Raw genomic sequence first — 18,044 nt, 5'->3', positions numbered from 1 at the left:
ATCTGCTTCACTTCTTCCAGCGCTTCTGGTCGCGCACATCGTGAAGACCGGGCAGCTCGGCGCGGAAGCCATCAGGAAAGATGCGGTGCTTCTGCACCTTCTGTGTGCCGGTGATCGGCAGCTCGTCGACGAGGTAGATCCAGCCGGGCGGCTTGTAGTAGGCCAATCGTTCCGCCGCGAACCCATGCAGCGCCAGCGCCAGCGAACGGTCGCGGGCGACTCCCGCGGCGGGAATCACGCATGCGAGAACTTCCTCGTCGCGCAGTTCATCGGGAACCGCCATCACGGCCGCCTGCTTGACCAGCGGGCTGGCGGCCAGCACCGCTTCGACTTCCGCGCTGGAGATGTTCTCGCCGCTGCGGCGCACGATGTTCTTCTTGCGGTCGACGAAGGTGAACAGGCCGTCGGGCGAGCGGGTGCACAGGTCGCCGCTGTGGAACCAGCCGCCGGCCCATGCGGCCTCGGTCGCCTCGGCGTCGTCGAGGTAGCCGCTGAAGAAGCCATGGCGGGGGTTCTCCGCGGCGTGGCGCACCACCAGTTCGCCCACCGTGCCGTCGGGCACTTCCTGCCCTGCGTCGTCGACGATGCGGGCCTGCAGGCCCGGCAGCGGCCTGCCGCAAGCTCGCGTATGAATCTGGCGAGGCTCCCGGTCGACGCACATGAAACGGCCGGTCTCCGTCATACCCCAGACCTCGATGAGCGGAATGCCGAAGCGCTGCTCGAATCGCTCGTGCAGCACCGGGTCGACGCCCGCGCCGAACGCCACCGTCGCGCCCGAGTGCCGGTCGCGTTCGGTCTCGGGTTGGGCGAGCAGGGCCGGAATCATGATCCCCAGGTACTTGAAGCGCGTGGCCCGCGTGTCGGCGATGTCGTTCCACCAGTGCGTCGCGCTGAACCGTCCCGGCATCACATAGCAGGAGCCGGTCACGATGGCTGTGCCCAGCGTGTTGATGGCGTTCATGTGATACAGCGGCAGCGGGTTCATCTGCCGCTCGGCGCCTTCGGCGAAGGCCAGATGCGGCGGCAACTGGCGGGCGTAGTCCGCTGCCGTTTGCAGGTAGGCGTTGGTCAGCACGCAGCCTTTGGGCCGGCCGGTCGTGCCGGAGGTGTAGAGGATGGCGGCAGCGCTGTCCAACGGAACGGCTTGTACGGCGGCAGTGTTCACGCGGCGTTGCAAGCGGGGCAGTCCCTCGGGGCCGTTGGTGCTCAACGCAATAGGGCGGCCAGAAGCCTCGATGGAACTCGCAAGCAGTGGCTGCAACGTGGGCAGACCGACGACAGCGCTGCAGCCCGAGTGCCCCAGTTGGTAAGACAGCTCGGTAACCGTCAGGTCGGTATTCAGCGGGACCACGCAGGCGCCCAGCGCGTTGAGTGCCAGGTAGTGGAAGACGAACTCGGGCCTCGACTCGAAGGCCAGCGCCACCCGGCCTCCCTCGCTCACGCCCTGGTCCGCATACTGCAGCTTCAGCGTATCCACCCGACCGAGGACTTCGCCGAACTGGAACTCCCGCTGCACCTCCCATGCTTCGGCCAGCCGGCCGGGAACGGCCAGGCACGGGTTCTTTTCAAACACTTGTGCCGAATGGCGGAAACGTTCGTACAAGCTGTCCCGGAGGTCCATCGGTCGCTTTCTCTTTGCAAAGCTGCTCTTCGGCTTTGTTGACAGGGAAGTGCCGCGGCCTGGTTGTTCGCCATCGACCGCGTCGCGGCGGCACGAACAAGCGTCCGTCAATGCGAGCAATGCGCCCAATTGATCCGGGATGTTTCGAAAGGACATCCCGGAGCCGTTCGGGAACTGTAGGGACGCCCCGACGACTTTTCTTCCTACATCGATTCCTTGGCGGAATGCCGGCCATGCGGGCCGGTCAGTGCGTTGCTGCGGGCCTGTGCCTCGAGCCGATGCTTCAACGCCATCAGCAGCCCCACTGAAGGCGTCTTGCGCCGGTGATAGACCGTCACTTCGCCCGTCAGCGCATGCAGGTCGACGTCCAGTGCGGCCAACCCTTCGCTCGCGAGCGGCTGGAAGGCTTGCTCGGGAAGCACTGTGATCAGGTCGCTTCGCCGCAGCAGCGGAATCAGAAGCGTGGCCGAGGTATCGGTCTCGACGCGCACGTCCAGTGCACCGAAGCCCGCATCGGCGAACATCCGCTCGACCTCCGTCCGGAGCGTCACGTCGGAAGTCGGAAGCAGCCAGCGCGACTTCGACAGTTGCTCCAGGCTCGGGATGCTTGCCGCAAATGGATGCCCGGCGCGAACCACCAGCCTGTAGCGCTGAGGTCCGACCCGCGTGCGCAGCACGTCGGGCGGGAGGTGCTGCACGCCGAAGCACACCGCCAGGTCGAGCTTGCCTTCTTCCAGCATTCGCACCAGCTCTGCCGAATGCTTGACGCTCACCAGCAACTGGACGGCGTGCGGTCCCGGGAGCCTGTCGGCCAGCACCGGCGCGGCCACGCTGCCGAGCAGCGCGGGCACGACGCCGAGCCGTATCGCGCCACGCAGCGCGGCCATCTCACCGGCCATGTCGCGCCGCGTCGCAGCCGTGAGCTCGCTGAGCTCCATGGCGCGCTGGTACAAGGTGCGGCCGGCTGGCGTCAGTGCGAGCGAACGGCCACCCCTCTCCATCAATTGAACCCCGAACTCGTCCTCCAGCTTGCGCACGACCTTGGTGACGGCCGACTGGCTCAGCCCGCAGCGAAGCGCCGCGCGCTGGAAGTTGCCGGTCTCGTGAACGGCTCTAAAGACATCCAGATCTTCAAGGCGCATCGAGGCAGCATAGCCGAGGTGCGGCTTTGGGCGTCAAGGTGGAATCGGCAACTGAATCTCAGGCCCTTGAAGACCAGCTGATGGGTGAAGGAACTACTCCGCGACGATCTTTGCGGCGTCGACGATGCGCGCGTACTTGATGGATTCGGTCTTGATGAAATCGCGGAACTGCGCTTGCGTGAGCCCCATCGGTTCACCGCCCTGCTCGCGCAAGCGCTTGACGAGCTCGGGGTCTCGCAGCACGGCGTTGACCGCTTCATTGAGCTTTGCCTGCACCGCGGGCGGCGTCTTCGCCGGCGCGAAGAGGCCGAACCAGTTGTCCAGGTCGTAGGCAGCCGTGGGCGCGAACTCGGCGATGGCCGGAATGTCCGGCGCAAAGCTCGCACGCCTGGCGGACGTGACTGCCAGCGCCTTCACCCGGTTGCCCTTGATGAAAGGCGCTGCGCCAGCGAGGCTCACGAAAGTGATGTCGACCGTGCCCGAGGCCACATCGACCAGCTGGCTCGACGCGCCCTTGTACGGCACGTGCTGCATCTGGATGCCGGCAAGCGACTGCAGCAGCTCGCCGTTCAGGTGCTGCGGGTTTCCCACGCCGCTGGTGGCGTAGGTCACCTTGCCGGGGTTCTTCTTCGCGTAGGCCACGAACTCGGCCAGGTTCTTCGCTGGGAACGCCGGGTTCGCGACCAGTACGTTGGGCACCCGCGTGATCGCGGTGATCGGGGCCAGATCCTTTTCCGGCGCGTACTGCATCTTTGCCTTGTAGACCAGCGGATTGATGGAGGTCTCGCCCGCCGATCCCAGCAGCAGCGTGTAGCCGTCGGGATTGGCCTTGGCCACGAACCCGGCGCCGAGCATGCCGCTCGCGCCGGGCTTGTTGTCCACCACGACGGACTGCTTCAGCGACACGCGCAGCTTCTCCGCCACCAGCCGCGCCATCGCGTCGACACCGCCCCCGGCCGAGAAGGGAACGACGATGGTGATGGGGCGCGTGGGGTAGTCCTGCGCGAGGGCACCAAGCGGAAGGGCGCAGAGCGTGGCGGTGACGCACAGCAGCGCCCGGCGTTGAATCGAATGCATCGGGGTTGTTCCTTGGTTCTGAAAATGGGCTGCGTGTGTGTGCCGAGTCATGCCGAGAAGACCATGCAGACTGGGCTGCCCGACTTGACCGACGCACCCGTGGGCTTGAGCGTTCCGGCGTTGGGGTCGACGGCCAGCGTCACGATGGAGTCGCTGTCCTCGTTGAGCGCGAACATGAAGCGGCCGTCCGGCGAGAGGGTGAAGAACCGCGGCGTCCTGCCTTGCGTGGGTTCGGCTTCGATGAACTTCAACGCGCCGGTGGCCGGGTCGATGCGAAACACCGCGATGCTGTCGTAGCCGCGGTTGGAGGCGTAGAGAAAGCGCCCCTGGGCATCGATCTGCAACTCGGATGCGCGGCTGTTGCCGGTGAAGGTCTCGGGCAGCGCAGACAGGACCTGGAACGGTGCGAGTGCTCCGGTTGCGGGTGTGACACGGTAGGCCGTCACGGTCGAGTCGAGTTCGTTGACCACGTAGGCGAACGGCGCCTTGGGATGGAAGGAAACGTGGCGCGGCCCCGCGGTTTCGCGCGTGATCGCGAACGGCACCGCCGCTGGCGTCAGGCGGCCTTGATCGAAGTGGAAGGTGAACACACGGTCCAGGCCCTTGTCCGGCACGACGACGAAGCGGCCGCTCGGATCGAAGGGGTTGAAATGCGGCTTCGCCTGTTTCTGCTCCACGCGATGCGGCCCGATGGGGCCTTCCAGCTTCACGAGCTGCGTCAGCGCGCCCAGCGAGCCATCGGCATTCACGGGCAGCACGGCCAGGCTGGCGCCGATGTGGTTCGACACCACCAGGAAGCGGCCCGTCGGGTCCAGCGCCAGATGCACCGGGTTCTTGCCCTGCGTGCTCTGGCGGTTGATGAAGGTGAGGAGACCCGTGCGGCGGTCCACCTTGAAGGCACTCGCTTCGCTCTCGTCGCCATGCACGGTGTAGAGGAACTCGCCATTCGTGCTCAGCGCGAGAAAAGACGGGTTGACGAGGTTCCTGACGATATCGACGGGTTCCAGCGTTCCCTTCCCGGAATCGACTTTGAAGATGCTGATGCCATCGCCGCGCGCATTGCGCTCTCGGGTGGTGCGGCTGCCGACGTAGGCGTACATGGGATGTCCTTGGGTTGAAGAGGCCGGGATGGACTTGAAGGCCGTCGAGGCGCACCCGGCAAGTTGGCCAAGCACGGCAGAACCGCCGATGGCCAGACTGCCCAGCAATGCGCGGCGGCGGCCTCCATGGATGGAAGGCTCGGGCGGAAAGAAGGGTGGATGCATGGCGGCGGTCACTTTCGACGGGCTGTGATGCGGGGCTGATCCCGGGGCTGAGGGTTTGTGCTGAATTGCATTTTATGAATGACAAATGCAAAATAAGAATCATGGAAAACACTGAGACGCCCTGCATGCGGCTTGTCGTGGCCGGGCAGGACTACCTGGCCGTCGATCTGCCGGTGCTGTGCAAAGGCAAGCTGAATCGCCTGCCAGTGGTCTTGCGGCTGCTGATGGAGAACGTCGCGCGCAACATGGAAGGCGCCGAGAAAGACGCCGCGCTGGCAGCGCTTGTCGCGTGGACCGACACGGGCACCAGCGAAGCGGAGATCGCCTTCCGGCCCGGTCGTGTGCTGATGCACGACACGACCAGCACGCCCGCGTTGGTGGACCTGGCCGCCATGCGCAGCACGCTGGCAGAGGCCGGCGTGGATCCGTCGCTGCTGAACTCCAGCTTGCCGGTGGACGTGTCGGTCGACCACTCGCTGGCGGTCGAGGTCTTCGCGAGTGGGGACGCACCCGAAAGGAACATGGCGTTCGAGATCCGCCGCAATGCCGAGCGCTATTCGTTCCTGCGATGGGCCTCGAAGGTGCTCCAGGGTGTGCGCATCAACCCGCCCGGCACGGGGATCATGCACACCATCAACCTGGAGCAGTTGGCCACCGTGGTGACGCTGCAGGAGCGCGACGGCGCGCGCTGGCTGGTGCCCGACATGATGATCGGCACCGACAGCCACACCCCCATGGTCAACGGCATCGGTGTGCTCGGCTGGGGAGTGGGCGGCCTCGAGGCGCAGACCGTCATGTTCGGCATGCCGACCATGCTGCGCATACCCGACGTGGTCGGCGTGCGGCTCACTGGTGCGTTGCGCCCCGGTGTGCTGGCAACCGATCTGGCGCTGACGGTCACGCAGCGCCTGCGGGCCATCGGCGTGTCCGGCGAATTCGTGGAGTTCTACGGCCCTGGCGTGTCGACGCTGAGCGCGGGCGAGCGCAGCGTGGTGGCCAACATGGCGCCGGAGTACGGAGCGACCACGGGGTTCTTCCCGGTCGACCGCCGCACGCTCGACTACTTGCTGCAGACCGGACGAACGCAGGCTCACGCCGAGCGCGTGGAAACATACACTCGCGCGGCCGGCCTGTGGTTCGACCCTGCCGCGCAGCCGATCTACACGCGCACCCTGCACATCGCGCTGGACGCGATCGACATGCATATCGCGGGCCCGCGCCGCCCGCAGGACCTGTTGGGGTATGGCGAGGCTGCATCCGCCTTGGCCGCACTCGCATTCCAGCCGCGGATCGCCCACGCGCAGATGCCGCGGCACCCCGTGGCCATTGCGGCCATCACGAGCTGCACCAACACCTCGGACCCGCGCCTGCTCGTTGCGGCCGGCCTCGTCGCGCGCAAGGCCCGCGCGCTCGGCCTGAAGGTGCCGCACTGGGTCAAGACCTCGCTCGGGCCCGGGTCGCCCGCGGCGGCGGCCTACCTGGAGCGCACCGGCCTCGCCGCCGACCTGTCGGCAGTGGGCTTCGACATCGTGGGCTACGGCTGCACGACGTGCATCGGCAACTCCGGGCAACTGCCCAGGGTGATCCAGGACGCGATGGCAGGGGGTGCTGTTCATCCGGTCGCCGTGCTGTCCGGCAACCGCAACTTCGCGGGCCGGGTGCACCCCGATCTAGACCTCGGCTTCCTGATGTCGCCGCCGCTGGTCATCGCCTTCGCGCTGGCGGGAAACGCCGAGCAGGACCTGCGCGTCGACCCCGTGCAGGTCACTGCAGAAGGACGCCCCGTCTACCTGCGCGAGCTGTGGCCGTCGGCCGAGGAGATCGATGCAGCGCTCGCGCTCTCGCAGGACCCTTCGGACTACCCGCGTGCCTTCGCGGTCGCCGCCGGCAACCCGCTGTGGCACGCACTCGAAGCGCCCGACACCGAGCTGTACCCCTGGAACCCCGCGTCGACCGCCCTGCGCCGCCCGCCGTTTGCCGCGCTCTCGGAAGGCAGCATGCTCGGTCACTACAACGCATTCCCTCTGCTCGTGGTGGGCGACGACATCACGACCGACCACATCTCGCCGGCCAGCGCGATTCCCAGGGACAGCGGCGTGGCCGATTTCCTCGTGGCGCGCGGCGACGACCGCGATGACCTGAACGTGTTCGCCTCGCGCCGCGGCAACTGGGAAGTGATGGTGCGTGCCGCTTTCCACAGCAAGACGCTGAAGAACCTGCTGGCGCCCGGCGCCCCCGTGGCCCACACGCTGCATGTGCCCAGCGGCGAGGTGGTGCCGCTCTGGGAGGCCGCGCAGCGCTACCGCGCCGCAGGCGACTCGGTCGTGCTGGTCGCGGGCGAGCGCTATGGCACCGGCTCGTCGCGCGACTGGGCGGCCAAGGGCCAGCGGTTGCTGGGCATCCGCGCGGTGCTCGCCAACAGCTTTGAGCGCATCCACCGCTCCAACCTGATCGGCATGGGCGTGCTGCCGCTGCGCATGCCCGCGGGCATGACGCCCTCCACGCTCGGGCTGGTGCCGGGCGACCGCATCGAGATCGATGCCCGGCCGGGCGGCATCCAGCCGCGGGGCGCCGTCGGCGTCGTGCTGCATCGGGCCGACGGCCGCTCGGAGCGCTTCGATGCCGTGGCTGCGGTCGAGACGAAGCTGGAAGTCGAACTCCTTCAGGCAGGAGGCGTGATTCCATCGACCCTTCGGAAAATGGTGGGCAAACACGGCGTCGTGAACGCACCGGCGGCGTGAGCGGCCGGAATCGCTGGAAAATCCGCCCCTATGCGGACCGATCAATCCATTCCCTCGCAAATCCTCGACCTGATCCAGGCGGACGCCATGCCGGCCGGCACCCACCTTCCGGCGCAACTGCTGGCCGACCGCCTGCGGGTGTCGCGCTCGCCCGTCAATGAAGCGCTGTCGCTGCTGGCCGAGAAGGGCGTGCTCATGCGCGAGCCCAATCGGGGTTATTTCCTCGTGACACCCATCGAAAACGGGGCGAGGGCGCTGGCCGGCGAACTGGGCCTCGAAGAGTCCGACATCGTGACCGAGGTGTACTTCCGCATTGCCGACGACCGGTTGAGAGGCCTGCTGCCCGACGAATTCTCCGAAGCGCTCCTCAAGCAGCGCTACGGCCTCACCCCCGTGCAATTGAACGGTGTGCTCGGCCGCATCGCCAACGAAGGCTGGGCCGAGAAGAAGCCCGGCTACGGCTGGGTGTTCTCGTCGATGCTCACCACGGCCGACAGCCTGCTGCAGTCCTATCGTCTGCGCCTTGCGCTGGAGCCGGCCGCGCTGCTCGAACCCAACTACCACCTTTCGCCCCAGGTCATCGCGCGCTGCCGCGCGGCGGAAAAGCACCTGCTCGAAGGCGGCATCGAAACCGACACCGCTGACCAGCTGCACGACCGCGGCGTGCGCTTTCACGAGTCGCTGGTCGAGGGCTCGGGCAACGCGTTCTTCATCGATACCATCCGCCGCGTGAACCGCGTGCGTCGGCTGCTTTCATACCGCTCGATGCAGGACCGCAGCCGCTACGTGGAGCACTGCAAGCAGCACCTGCACCTGCTCGAGCTGCTCGAACGCGGCCGCAATGAAGAGGCCTCGCAGGCCATGCACCGGCATCTTTCCAGCACGCTGCGCAATCTCGCGAAGATCAGCGGAATTCTCAAGACCTAGCGACCATGACCATTGTTCCCGCCATCGTTCAAGCGTTCACCCCCAAGGGAGTGCTGCGCGCCTCCATCAACCTGGGGAACCCGATCCTTGCCAACACGGACAAGGCAACCGGTGCACCCGTTGGCGTCTCGGTGGACCTGGCACGCGCCTTCGCCGAGCGCCTTGGCGTAGCGCTGGAGCTGGTGGTGTTCGACGCCGCGGGGAAATCGGTCGAAGCGGTAGCCAACGAGCAGGCGGACATCGGATTCTTCGCGATCGACCCCGTGCGCGGCGCTCAGATCGCCTTCACGGAGGCCTATGTGCTGATCGAAGGAAGCTACCTCGTTCGGGAGCATTCGCCCCTGCGCCGCAACGAAGAAGTCGACCAGGAGGGGCTGCGCGTGACAGTCGGAAAGGGCAGTGCCTACGACCTCTACCTCACGCGCGAACTGAAGAATGCGCAGATCGTGCGCGCACCGACGTCCCCCGCCGTCGTGCAGACCTTTCTCGAGCAGAACCTCGACGTGGCCGCCGGTGTGAAGCAGCAACTCGAATCGGACATCCGTGCCCACGCTGGCCTGCGGCTTTTGCCGGGCCGCTTCATGGTGATACGGCAGGCCATGGGAACACCGCGCACGCGAGGCGCGGATGCCGCGCAGGCCCTGTGCCAGTTCGTGGAAGAGATGAAGAGCTCCGGCTTTGTCTCCGATGCATTGCGCAGACATGGCATTCAAGGAGCATCCGTCGCGCCAGGGGCGAATCCGGCCTAGAAGCTTCGCAGCGAACTTCGTCCGGGCGTTGTCGATTTGTTGCAGCGGGTGATCGGCGCCGCTATGCGGACACGGAGTTTTCCTACGAATCCACCAGCATCGCCGCTTCATCTTTCGGGCTCCCCACAACTCAACTGGAGCCCATGATGCCTACTTCCCGACGCGCAGAGCCCGACGCCTGCAGCCTCCTGGACACCGACCACCGCAACGTCAAGAAGCTGTTCAAGGAGTATGAGGAACTCGCCCACTCGCGCGCGGCTTCTGCGGAGAGCAAGAAGCGCGAACTCGCCAACCACATCTGCATGGAACTCACCGTCCATGCACGGATAGAGGAAGAGATCTTCTACCCCGCGGTGCGCGCGGCCATCAAGGAGACGGACTTGCTCGACGAAGCCGAGGTGGAGCATGCAAGCGCCAAGGACCTGATCGCGCAGATCCAGGAAGCCACCGAGATCGACGAAAAGTTTGATGCCAAGGTCATCGTCCTTGGCGAATACATCGACCATCACGTGAAGGAAGAGCGCAACGAGATCTTCGTGAAGGCGCGCGCCGCCCGCGGCCTGGACCTGGTCGCCATGCGCGAGCAACTGGCCGCGCGCAAGGAAGAGCTGATGGAGGAGCTCGGCGCCATGGCCTGAGTTCGCGCGCGGGGGTCCTCCGTAAGACTGAGGGCGATCTCATAGCAATGCGCTATGAGATCAATATGCTCAATCTGGTTGTTGAAGGGGCAGTCCAAACCTAGACTGGCTCCGATCGCGAGTGATCGACAACCAAAGGAGAACCCCTTGTCCGATGAAACGAAGTGCCCCTTCCCGGGCCATGCGCGCACGCACTCCATGACGGGTGCTTCGGCAAATGCAGGCTGGTGGCCCAACCAGCTGAACCTGAAGCTGCTGCACCAGCACACCGCCAAGTCCAATCCCATGGGCGAGGCGTTCGACTACGCCGAGGAGTTCAAGAGCCTCGACCTCGACGCGGTGATCAAGGACCTCCAAGCCCTGATGACCGATTCGCAGGATTGGTGGCCCGCCGACTACGGCCACTACGGTCCGCTGTTCATCCGCATGGCCTGGCACTCCGCGGGCACCTACCGCACCTCCGATGGCCGCGGCGGCGCGGGCAACGGCGCGCAGCGCTTCGCACCCCTCAACAGCTGGCCCGACAACGGCAACCTCGACAAGGCGCGCCGGCTGCTGTGGCCGATCAAGCAGAAATACGGCCGCAAGATTTCCTGGGCCGACCTGATGATCCTGACCGGCAACGTCGCGCTGGAGTCGATGGGCTTCAAGACATTCGGCTTCGCCGGAGGCCGCCCGGACATCTGGGAGCCCGAAGAAGACATCTACTGGGGGCCGGAAGGCAAGTGGCTGGCCGACGAGCGCTACAGCGGCGACCGCGAGCTCGCCAATCCGCTCGCCGCCGTGCAGATGGGCCTGATCTACGTGAACCCCGAAGGACCGAACGGCAACCCCGACCCGCTCGGCTCGGCGCGCGACATCCGCGAGACCTTCGCCCGCATGGCCATGAACGACGAGGAGACCGTGGCGCTGACCGCAGGCGGCCACACCTTCGGCAAGGCCCATGGCGCGGGCGACCCGGCCAAGGTCGGCGCGGAGCCTGAAGGCGCCGACATCGAGGAATTGGGCCTGGGCTGGAAGAACAGCTTCGAAAGCGGCAGCGGCGTCCACGCCACCACCAGCGGTATCGAAGGCGCCTGGACCCCCACGCCCACCAAGTGGGACAACAGCTACTTCGAGACGCTGTTCGGCTACGAATGGGAGCTCACCAAGAGCCCCGCGGGCGCGCACCAGTGGAAGCCCAAGGGCAGCACCGGCGCGGACACCGTGCCCGATGCGCATGACCCGGCCAGGCGCCACGCCCCGATGATGACCACCGCCGACATGGCCATGCGCGTCGATCCGGCCTACGAGAAGATCTCGCGCCGCTACATGGCGAACCCGCAGGAATTCGCCGATGCGTTCGCCCGCGCTTGGTTCAAGCTGACGCACCGCGACATGGGTCCGCGTGCCCGCTACCTCGGCGCGCTGGTGCCGAAGGAAGAGCTGATCTGGCAGGACCCGATTCCCGCCGTGGACCATCCGCTGGTCGACGACAAGGACGTCGCGGCGCTGAAGGCCAAGGTCCTCGCTTCGGGCCTGGGCATTGCGCAGCTCGTGGGCACGGCCTGGGCCTCGGCCTCGACCTTCCGCGGCAGCGACAAGCGCGGCGGCGCCAACGGTGCGCGCATCCGCCTCGCGCCGCAGAAAGACTGGGAGGCGAACCAGCCGGCCCAGCTGTCGAAGGTGCTGTCGGTGCTGGAAGGCATCCAGAAGGAATTCAACGGCGCGCAGTCCGGCGGCAAGAAGGTCTCGCTCGCCGACCTGATCGTGCTGGCCGGCAATGCAGCGGTCGAGGCCGCGGCGAAGAAGGCCGGGCAGGACGTGACGGTGCCCTTCTCGCCGGGACGCATGGACGCTTCGCAGGCGCAGACCGACGCTGTCTCCTTCGCTCCGCTGGAGCCGCAGGCCGACGGTTTCCGCAACTATCTCCGCAAGGGGATCGACGGGGCGTCCGCTGCGGGGCTGCTGCTCGACAAGGCGCAGCTGCTGACCCTCACCGCGCCCGAGATGACGGTGCTGGTCGGCGGCCTTCGCGTGCTGAATGCGAACGTCGGCCAGTCCGGCAACGGCGTCTTCACCAAGCGCCCGGAGACGCTGAGCAATGACTTCTTCGTGAACCTGCTCGACATGAGCACCGGGTGGAAGAAGTCCGCGACGACCGACGGCGTGCTGGAGGGACGCGACCGCAAGACGGGCGCGCTCAAGTGGACGGGCACGGTGGCCGACCTCGTGTTCGGTTCCAACTCGCAGCTCCGCGCGGTCGCGGAAGTCTATGGGGCCGCCGATTCGCAACAGGTCTTCGTGCGGGACTTCGTGGCCGCCTGGACCAAGGTGATGAACCTCGATCGCTTCGACCTGCGGTGATCGCGGGCGGCCGGTTGCGGCCGCGCCGAGCAGCAGTGCAGCCCGAGCCTGGTTCCGGAGAGTCCTGAACCAGGCTCGGGCGTATTCAAGGACAACAGCTTTCGACACCAGGAGCCTCATGAAACCCCAGCCCATCGAATACGCCGCTGCTTCCGAGGAAGTCAGGGCGGTCTTCGACGACATCAGGACCACACGCAACGTGCCGGACGTCAACAACTTCTGGAAGTACCTCGCCAACGACCCGGCCACGCTCAGGCGCACCTGGAGCAGCCTCAAGGAAGTGATGGCGCCCGGCGCGCTCGACCCGGTCGTCAAGGAGATGGTCTATCTCGCCGTGAGCGTCACCAACAACTGCGGCTACTGCATTGCGAGCCATCACGCCGGCGCCGAGAAGGCCGGCATGACGCCCGCGATGTTCGCCGAGCTGATGGCCGTGGTCGGCATGGCCAACGAGACCAACCGGCTGGTGAACGGCTACCGCGTGCCCGTCGATCCGGCCTTCGACAAATAGCGGGCGTCGGCGGCGCGTTCAGCCGATCGTCATCAGGCTCGCGTTGCCTCCGGCCGCAGCCGTGTTGATGCTGAGCGCGCGCTCCACCACGAGGCTTTCGAGCGGGATGTCCGTGTCGCCGGGCGCGAAGGCGCGTACGCCGATGATCGGGCCCGGGCGCGCCGCAATGCGCTGCATCACGCCCGGCAGTCCTTGCGCGCTGCCGTGGCGCAGCGCGGCGTCGAACACCACCGTGTCGGACGCCCAGTCGTTCGCGATGGCCACGCACTGCTGCACTTCGGCCGGCAGCGACGCGCGAAGGCCCTGCGCGGCGCCGTCGGCAGGCCAGATCGCGGTGCTGCCGACCGACAGCACGGCAGCCAGCTGCGCCAGCCGGTCTGCTTCTGCATCCGCACCCGGGTCGATCAGGCACAGCACCGCTTCGCGCGGCGCCAGTGTGTAGACGTTGCGCTCGCCGGTCGGGCCGGCCAGCGTGCGCGAACTGCCCGAGCGCGACTGCGCGGCAAAGCGCGCGCATTGCGCCACCAGCGCGGGGCGGCCGGTGGCTTGCGCCCAGCGCGACAGCGCCGACAGTCCGGCCTGCGGCGCCGAAGCGGCATCCGCCACCGCGCGCGCCATCGCATCGTCGGGCCGCGCCGACAGCATGCGCAGCATGTACAGCGGCCCGCCGGCCTTCGGCCCGGTGCCCGACAGCCCCTCGCCGCCGAACGGCTGCACGCCTACCACCGCGCCGACGATGTTGCGGTTCACATAGACGTTGCCCGCCTTGGCGTTCTCCACGATCTGGGTGATGGTCTCGTCGATGCGCGTGTGCACGCCCAGCGTCAGCCCGTAGCCCGTGCCGTTGATCTGCCCGACCAGCGCGCCCAGGTCGCGGCGGCGGTAGCGCACGAGGTGCAGCACCGGTCCGAACACCTCGCGCTGCAGCTCCGCGATGCTGTCGAGCTCGATCAGCGTGGGCACCACGTAGGTGCCGTTGCGCGTGTCGTGCGCGTATTCGCGAGCCTGGCGAAAGACCTTGCGGCCCTTCGAGCGCATGGCCGCGACGTGGCGCTCGATGCCGTCGCGCGCCTCGGCGTCGATCACCGGGCCGACGTCGACGGCCAGCCGCGCGGGGTTGCCGATGCAGGCCTCGGCCATCGCGCCTTTGAGCATCTCGACGAGCCGGTCGGCCGCTTCCTCCTGCACGCACAGCACGCGCAGCGCGGAGCAGCGTTGTCCGGCGCTGTCGAAGGCCGAGGCCATCACGTCCGCGACCACCTGCTCCACGAGCGCCGACGAGTCGACGATCATCGCGTTCTGCCCGCCGGTCTCCGCGATGAGCGGCACGGGTGCGCCGTGCGCGCCCAGCCGCTGCGAGAGCGTCTTCTGCAGGATGCGCGCAACCTCCGTCGAGCCGGTGAACATCACGCCCTGCACGCGCGCGTCCGCCACCAGCGCGGCGCCCACGGTTTCGCCCCGGCCGGGCAGCAGCTGCACCGCGGCGCGCGGCACGCCGGCCTCCCACAGCACGCGCACCGCCTCGGCCGCGACGAGCGGCGTTTGCTCGGCCGGCTTGGCCAGCACCGGATTGCCCGCCGCGAGCGCGGCCGCCACCTGGCCGGTGAAGATCGCCAGCGGAAAGTTCCACGGGCTGATGCAGACCATCGGGCCGAGCGCGCGGTGCGTGTCGTTCGAGAAGTCGCTGCGCGCCTGCGCCGCGTAGTAGCGCAGGAAGTCGACGGCCTCGCGCACTTCGGCGATGGCGTTGGCGTACGTCTTTCCGGCCTCGCGCGTCAGCAGGCCGAGCAGCCGGGGCATGCCTTCCTCGAGCTTGCCGGCGGCGCGATCGAGCAGGGCGGCGCGTTCGGCGGGCGGCGTGGCGGCCCATGCCGGAGCGATGCCATGGGCCTGGGCAACGGCCGATTCGACGTCGGCCAGCGTGGCTTCCTGCACCTGTCCGACGATGTCGCGATGGTCGGCGGGATTGGCGACGTCGGCCGCCTCGCCGTGCGGCACGGCTTGCGCGAGCATCGGCGCCGCGCGCCAGTTTTCATGGGCGCTGCCGGCAAGCGCATGGCCCAGTGCGCGAAGGCTGTCGTCGTTCGCCAGGTCGAGCCCCTGCGAGTTGGCGCGCTGCTTTCCGTACAGCGCCGCGGGCAGCGCAATGGCCGGATGCGGCAGGCCCATCGTGCCTTCCTGCGCAGCCATGCGCTCGACCGTGGCGACCGGATCTTCCACCAGCGCATCGAGCGGGATCGCCGGGTCCGCGATGCGGTTCACGAACGAGGTGTTCGCGCCGTTCTCGAGCAGGCGGCGCACCAGGTAGGCCAGCAGCGTCTCGTGCGTGCCCACCGGCGCATAGATGCGGCACGGCCGCCCGAGCGGGCCCACCACCTGCTCGTACAGCGGCTCGCCCATGCCGTGCAGGCATTGAAACTCGTACTGCCCCGGCTCGTAGCGCGACGGCTCCGCCATCGTGTAGATCGCGGCCAGCGTGTGGGCGTTGTGGGTCGCGAACTGCGGGTACACGGCATCGGGCGCATCGAGCAGCTTGCGCGCGCAGGCGAGGTATGACACGTCGGTGTAGGCCTTGCGCGTGTAGACCGGATAGCCGTCGAGCCCGTCGATCTGAGCGCGCTTGATCTCGCTGTCCCAGTAGGCACCCTTCACCAGCCGCACCATCAGCCGGTGCCGGCTGCGGCGCGCGAGATCGACCACGAAGTCGATCACGAACGGGCAGCGCTTCTGGTACGCCTGGATCACGAAGCCGATGCCGTTCCAGCCCGCGAGCGCCGGCTCGAAGCACAGCCGCTCCAGCAGGTCGAGGGAGAGCTCGAGGCGGTCGGCTTCCTCGGCGTCGATGTTCAGGCCGATGTCGTACTGCTGCGCCAGCAGCGCGAGCTCGCGCAGCACGGGATACAGCTCGGCCATCACGCGCGCATGCTGCGCCCGGCTGTAGCGCGGGTGCAGCGCAGAGAGCTTGATCGAGATGCCAGGCCCTTCATACACGCCGCGGTGGTTCGAGGCCTTGCCGATCGCGTGGATCGCTTCTTCATATGCGATGCGGTAGCGCTTCGCGTCTTCCATGGTGAGCGCCGCTTCGCCGAGCATGTCGTACGAATAGCGAAAGCCCTCGGCCTCCAGTTCGCGCGCATTGCCGAGCGCCTGTGCGATGGTTTCGCCGGTGACGAACTGCTCGCCCATCATGCGCATCGCCATGTCCACGCCCTTGCGGATCAACGGTTCGCCGCCCTTGCCGATCAGGCGCGTGAGCACGGCCGACAGGCTGGTTTCGCTGTGCGTGGCCACGAGCTTGCCCGTGAGCAGCAGGCCCCAGGTCGCGGCATTGACGAACACCGAGGGGCTGCGGCCCGCATGCGATTGCCACTGGCCGTGCGCGATCTTGTCGCGGATCAGCGCGTTGCGCGTCTCGGCATCGGGAATGCGCAGCAGCGCCTCGGCCAGGCACATCAGCGCCACGCCTTCCTGCGACGACAGCGCGTATTCCTGCAGCAGGCCCTGCACGAGGCCGGCACGGCCGCCCGCGTTCTTGCGGTCGCGCAATTGCTGCGCGATGCGGTGTGCGAGTTCCTGTGCTTCCTCTGCCTGGCCTTTGGGCAGCCGGGCCTGCGCGAGCAGGGGTGGCAGTGCCTGCGGTTCGGGAGGGCGACAGGCCGCTGTGATGCGGGCGCGCAGCGGCGAGGGATCGGGAGGCAGTCCGTCGGCGAATGCCGCGAAGGAAGAGGGCAGAGGGTCGGGGTTCATGGGAGGTTCGTGCTGGGAATTGTTGGATGATCCGCGTCCCGATGCCGAATTTGTGTTCGAAGAATGATGCTTCGGTAGAGCAAATCGCTATGTAAAGCAGCGGGCAAGTCAGGTTCGTCGGGGGCGGTGGGCAGAGAATCCGCGTTCCGTTCCATCCCGGGAGTCGCACGAACATGCTCAGCTACAGATGGTTCTTTTCCTTGGCCCTCGCGGCCGCGTACATCGCGCCCTGGCCGACGCATGCGGCAACGGCCGATGCCTCCACCTGTTTGAATTCGGCCGCCGCTGAATGCTTCCGCAGCTTCACACCGCCGGGTGCCGCAGGCGCGCTGCACTACTACTCCTCGCTCGATCCCGATGCACCGGCGACAGGCGCCACCGCCGGGCCGACGAAAGCGCTGATCGCCATGCACGGCCATTCGCGCGACGCCAACAAGACATTCGAGGCAGCGCTGCGCACTCTTCGCAACGCCGATACGCTCGGCGACACGCTGGCGATCGCGCCGCTCTTCCAGGTCGCGGCCGACAAGGCGGTGGCTGGACGCTGCAACACGGTGGGCGTGCCCGTCGCGCAGCCCGGCGACCTGCTGTGGACCTGCGGCTCCTGGCTCGAAGGCGCGCGCTCGGCCTCGGGCAGCCGCGTCGGGTCCTTCGCGGTGATGGACGCGCTGGTGGCCGACATCGCGCAGCGCTGGCCCAGCCTGCGCACCATCACCGTCGCGGGCTTCTCGGCGGGCGGACAGTTCGTGCAGCGCTACATCGCCTTCACGCAGCACGACGGCACGGCGGCGGGCAAGCCGGCGATGCGCTACGTGGTGGCCGATCCAAGCACCTGGCTCTACTTCGATCCGGTGCGTCCGCAGCTCTCGCCCGACGGCGCCTCCGTGACCGGCTTCTCCGTGCCCGACGCACCCGCGTGCCCGCAGATGAACCGCTGGAAATACGGCACCGACGACCTGCCCGCCTACTTCGGGCGCACCGCCGCGCAGGCGCGCCAGCAGTACGTGCAGGCCGACATCAGCTATCTCGAAGGCGCGCTGGACAGCAACGACGCGAAGGGCACGGCATACCGCGTGCTCGACAAGTCGTGCGCAGCGCTTGCGCAAGGCTCGTTTCGCATGCAGCGCGGCCTGGCCTATGCGCAGTACGACCGCAAGCTGCTTGCGCCGGACAAGCGCCGGGCGGTCGTGGTGGTGCCGGGCTGCGCGCACGACGTGGCCTGCGTGTTTCCCTCCGAGGCGGCACGCGCCGCGCTGGTCGGCCCTTCTCGCTGATCGGAG

Annotated in this window: 11 protein-coding genes and 1 pseudogene; 7 read left to right on the top strand and 5 right to left on the bottom strand. The window is 67.5% G+C overall.

The features are described 5' to 3' along the window. Positions 1-7: 7 nt before the first annotated feature. The 4 genes from ASD05_RS22410 to ASD05_RS22395 all read right to left on the bottom strand — a co-directional run bounded on the left by ASD05_RS22410 (position 8) and on the right by ASD05_RS22395 (position 4,940). Positions 8-1,573, bottom strand: coding sequence for an AMP-binding protein (locus ASD05_RS22410; RefSeq protein WP_235508061.1), 1,566 nt, complete (start codon positions 1,571-1,573; stop codon positions 8-10). A 251-nt stretch (positions 1,574-1,824) separates the two neighbouring features. Beyond that, positions 1,825-2,763 carry a LysR family transcriptional regulator gene (locus tag ASD05_RS22405; protein WP_056597231.1) on the bottom strand — a complete coding sequence of 313 codons (939 nt, stop codon included), beginning with the start codon at positions 2,761-2,763 and terminating at the stop codon, positions 1,825-1,827. A 93-nt stretch (positions 2,764-2,856) separates the two neighbouring features. Further along, complete coding sequence (locus ASD05_RS22400; protein ID WP_056597229.1) at positions 2,857-3,840, bottom strand: Bug family tripartite tricarboxylate transporter substrate binding protein; 984 nt, start codon at positions 3,838-3,840, stop codon at positions 2,857-2,859. A 47-nt stretch (positions 3,841-3,887) separates the two neighbouring features. Then, positions 3,888-4,940, bottom strand: coding sequence for a lactonase family protein (locus ASD05_RS22395; RefSeq protein ID WP_056597228.1), 1,053 nt, complete (start codon positions 4,938-4,940; stop codon positions 3,888-3,890). 266 nt (positions 4,941-5,206) lie between these two features. On the opposite strand from ASD05_RS22395, the gene acnA reads away from it, so the two are divergent. From acnA to ASD05_RS22365, 6 genes are all read left to right on the top strand, one after another. After that, positions 5,207-7,846 (top strand): aconitate hydratase AcnA, encoded by a 2,640-nt coding sequence (acnA, locus tag ASD05_RS22390; protein WP_056597226.1) that lies wholly within the window; start codon positions 5,207-5,209, stop codon positions 7,844-7,846. Between the two features lie 30 nt (positions 7,847-7,876). Next, positions 7,877-8,773, top strand: coding sequence for an FCD domain-containing protein (locus ASD05_RS22385; protein ID WP_056597223.1), 897 nt, complete (start codon positions 7,877-7,879; stop codon positions 8,771-8,773). A 5-nt stretch (positions 8,774-8,778) separates the two neighbouring features. Further along, positions 8,779-9,522 (top strand): ABC transporter substrate-binding protein, encoded by a 744-nt coding sequence (locus ASD05_RS22380; protein ID WP_056597221.1) that lies wholly within the window; start codon positions 8,779-8,781, stop codon positions 9,520-9,522. Between the two features lie 146 nt (positions 9,523-9,668). Next, the gene (locus ASD05_RS22375; protein ID WP_056597943.1) at positions 9,669-10,160 is read left to right on the top strand and encodes a hemerythrin domain-containing protein; all 492 of its coding nucleotides are present in this window, start codon (positions 9,669-9,671) and stop codon (positions 10,158-10,160) included. A 147-nt stretch (positions 10,161-10,307) separates the two neighbouring features. Continuing rightward, complete coding sequence (katG, locus tag ASD05_RS22370; RefSeq protein WP_082572234.1) at positions 10,308-12,506, top strand: catalase/peroxidase HPI; 2,199 nt, start codon at positions 10,308-10,310, stop codon at positions 12,504-12,506. A 118-nt stretch (positions 12,507-12,624) separates the two neighbouring features. Further along, complete coding sequence (locus ASD05_RS22365; RefSeq protein WP_056597217.1) at positions 12,625-13,017, top strand: carboxymuconolactone decarboxylase family protein; 393 nt, start codon at positions 12,625-12,627, stop codon at positions 13,015-13,017. Between the two features lie 18 nt (positions 13,018-13,035). Here the strand turns inward: ASD05_RS22365 and putA are convergent. Continuing rightward, positions 13,036-16,830, bottom strand: a pseudogene (gene putA, locus ASD05_RS22360) (trifunctional transcriptional regulator/proline dehydrogenase/L-glutamate gamma-semialdehyde dehydrogenase); the annotation flags it as partial. A 107-nt stretch (positions 16,831-16,937) separates the two neighbouring features. Between putA and ASD05_RS22355 the strand changes: the two are divergent. After that, entirely contained in the window at positions 16,938-18,038 is a 1,101-nt protein-coding gene (locus tag ASD05_RS22355) for a hypothetical protein (protein ID WP_056597212.1), read from the top strand. Positions 18,039-18,044 lie beyond the last annotated feature (6 nt).

It is taken from the genome of Variovorax sp. Root434 (genome assembly GCF_001426595.1).
Classification (GTDB): Bacteria; Pseudomonadota; Gammaproteobacteria; order Burkholderiales; family Burkholderiaceae_C; genus Variovorax.
This window is presented reverse-complemented; position numbering and strand designations above follow the sequence as displayed.

What these genes read in the sequence shown, in the direction of transcription:
- ASD05_RS22405 (WP_056597231.1), bottom strand. Translation starts at nt 2,763, where the DNA reads ATGCGCCTTGAAGATCTGGATGTCTTTAGAGCCGTTCACGAGACCGGC.
- ASD05_RS22400 (WP_056597229.1), bottom strand. Translation starts at nt 3,840, where the DNA reads ATGCATTCGATTCAACGCCGGGCGCTGCTGTGCGTCACCGCCACGCTC.
- ASD05_RS22395 (WP_056597228.1), bottom strand. Translation starts at nt 4,940, where the DNA reads ATGTACGCCTACGTCGGCAGCCGCACCACCCGAGAGCGCAATGCGCGC.
- acnA (WP_056597226.1), top strand. Translation starts at nt 5,207, where the DNA reads ATGGAAAACACTGAGACGCCCTGCATGCGGCTTGTCGTGGCCGGGCAG.
- ASD05_RS22385 (WP_056597223.1), top strand. Translation starts at nt 7,877, where the DNA reads ATGCGGACCGATCAATCCATTCCCTCGCAAATCCTCGACCTGATCCAG.
- ASD05_RS22380 (WP_056597221.1), top strand. Translation starts at nt 8,779, where the DNA reads ATGACCATTGTTCCCGCCATCGTTCAAGCGTTCACCCCCAAGGGAGTG.
- ASD05_RS22375 (WP_056597943.1), top strand. Translation starts at nt 9,669, where the DNA reads ATGCCTACTTCCCGACGCGCAGAGCCCGACGCCTGCAGCCTCCTGGAC.
- ASD05_RS22365 (WP_056597217.1), top strand. Translation starts at nt 12,625, where the DNA reads ATGAAACCCCAGCCCATCGAATACGCCGCTGCTTCCGAGGAAGTCAGG.
- ASD05_RS22355 (WP_056597212.1), top strand. Translation starts at nt 16,938, where the DNA reads ATGCTCAGCTACAGATGGTTCTTTTCCTTGGCCCTCGCGGCCGCGTAC.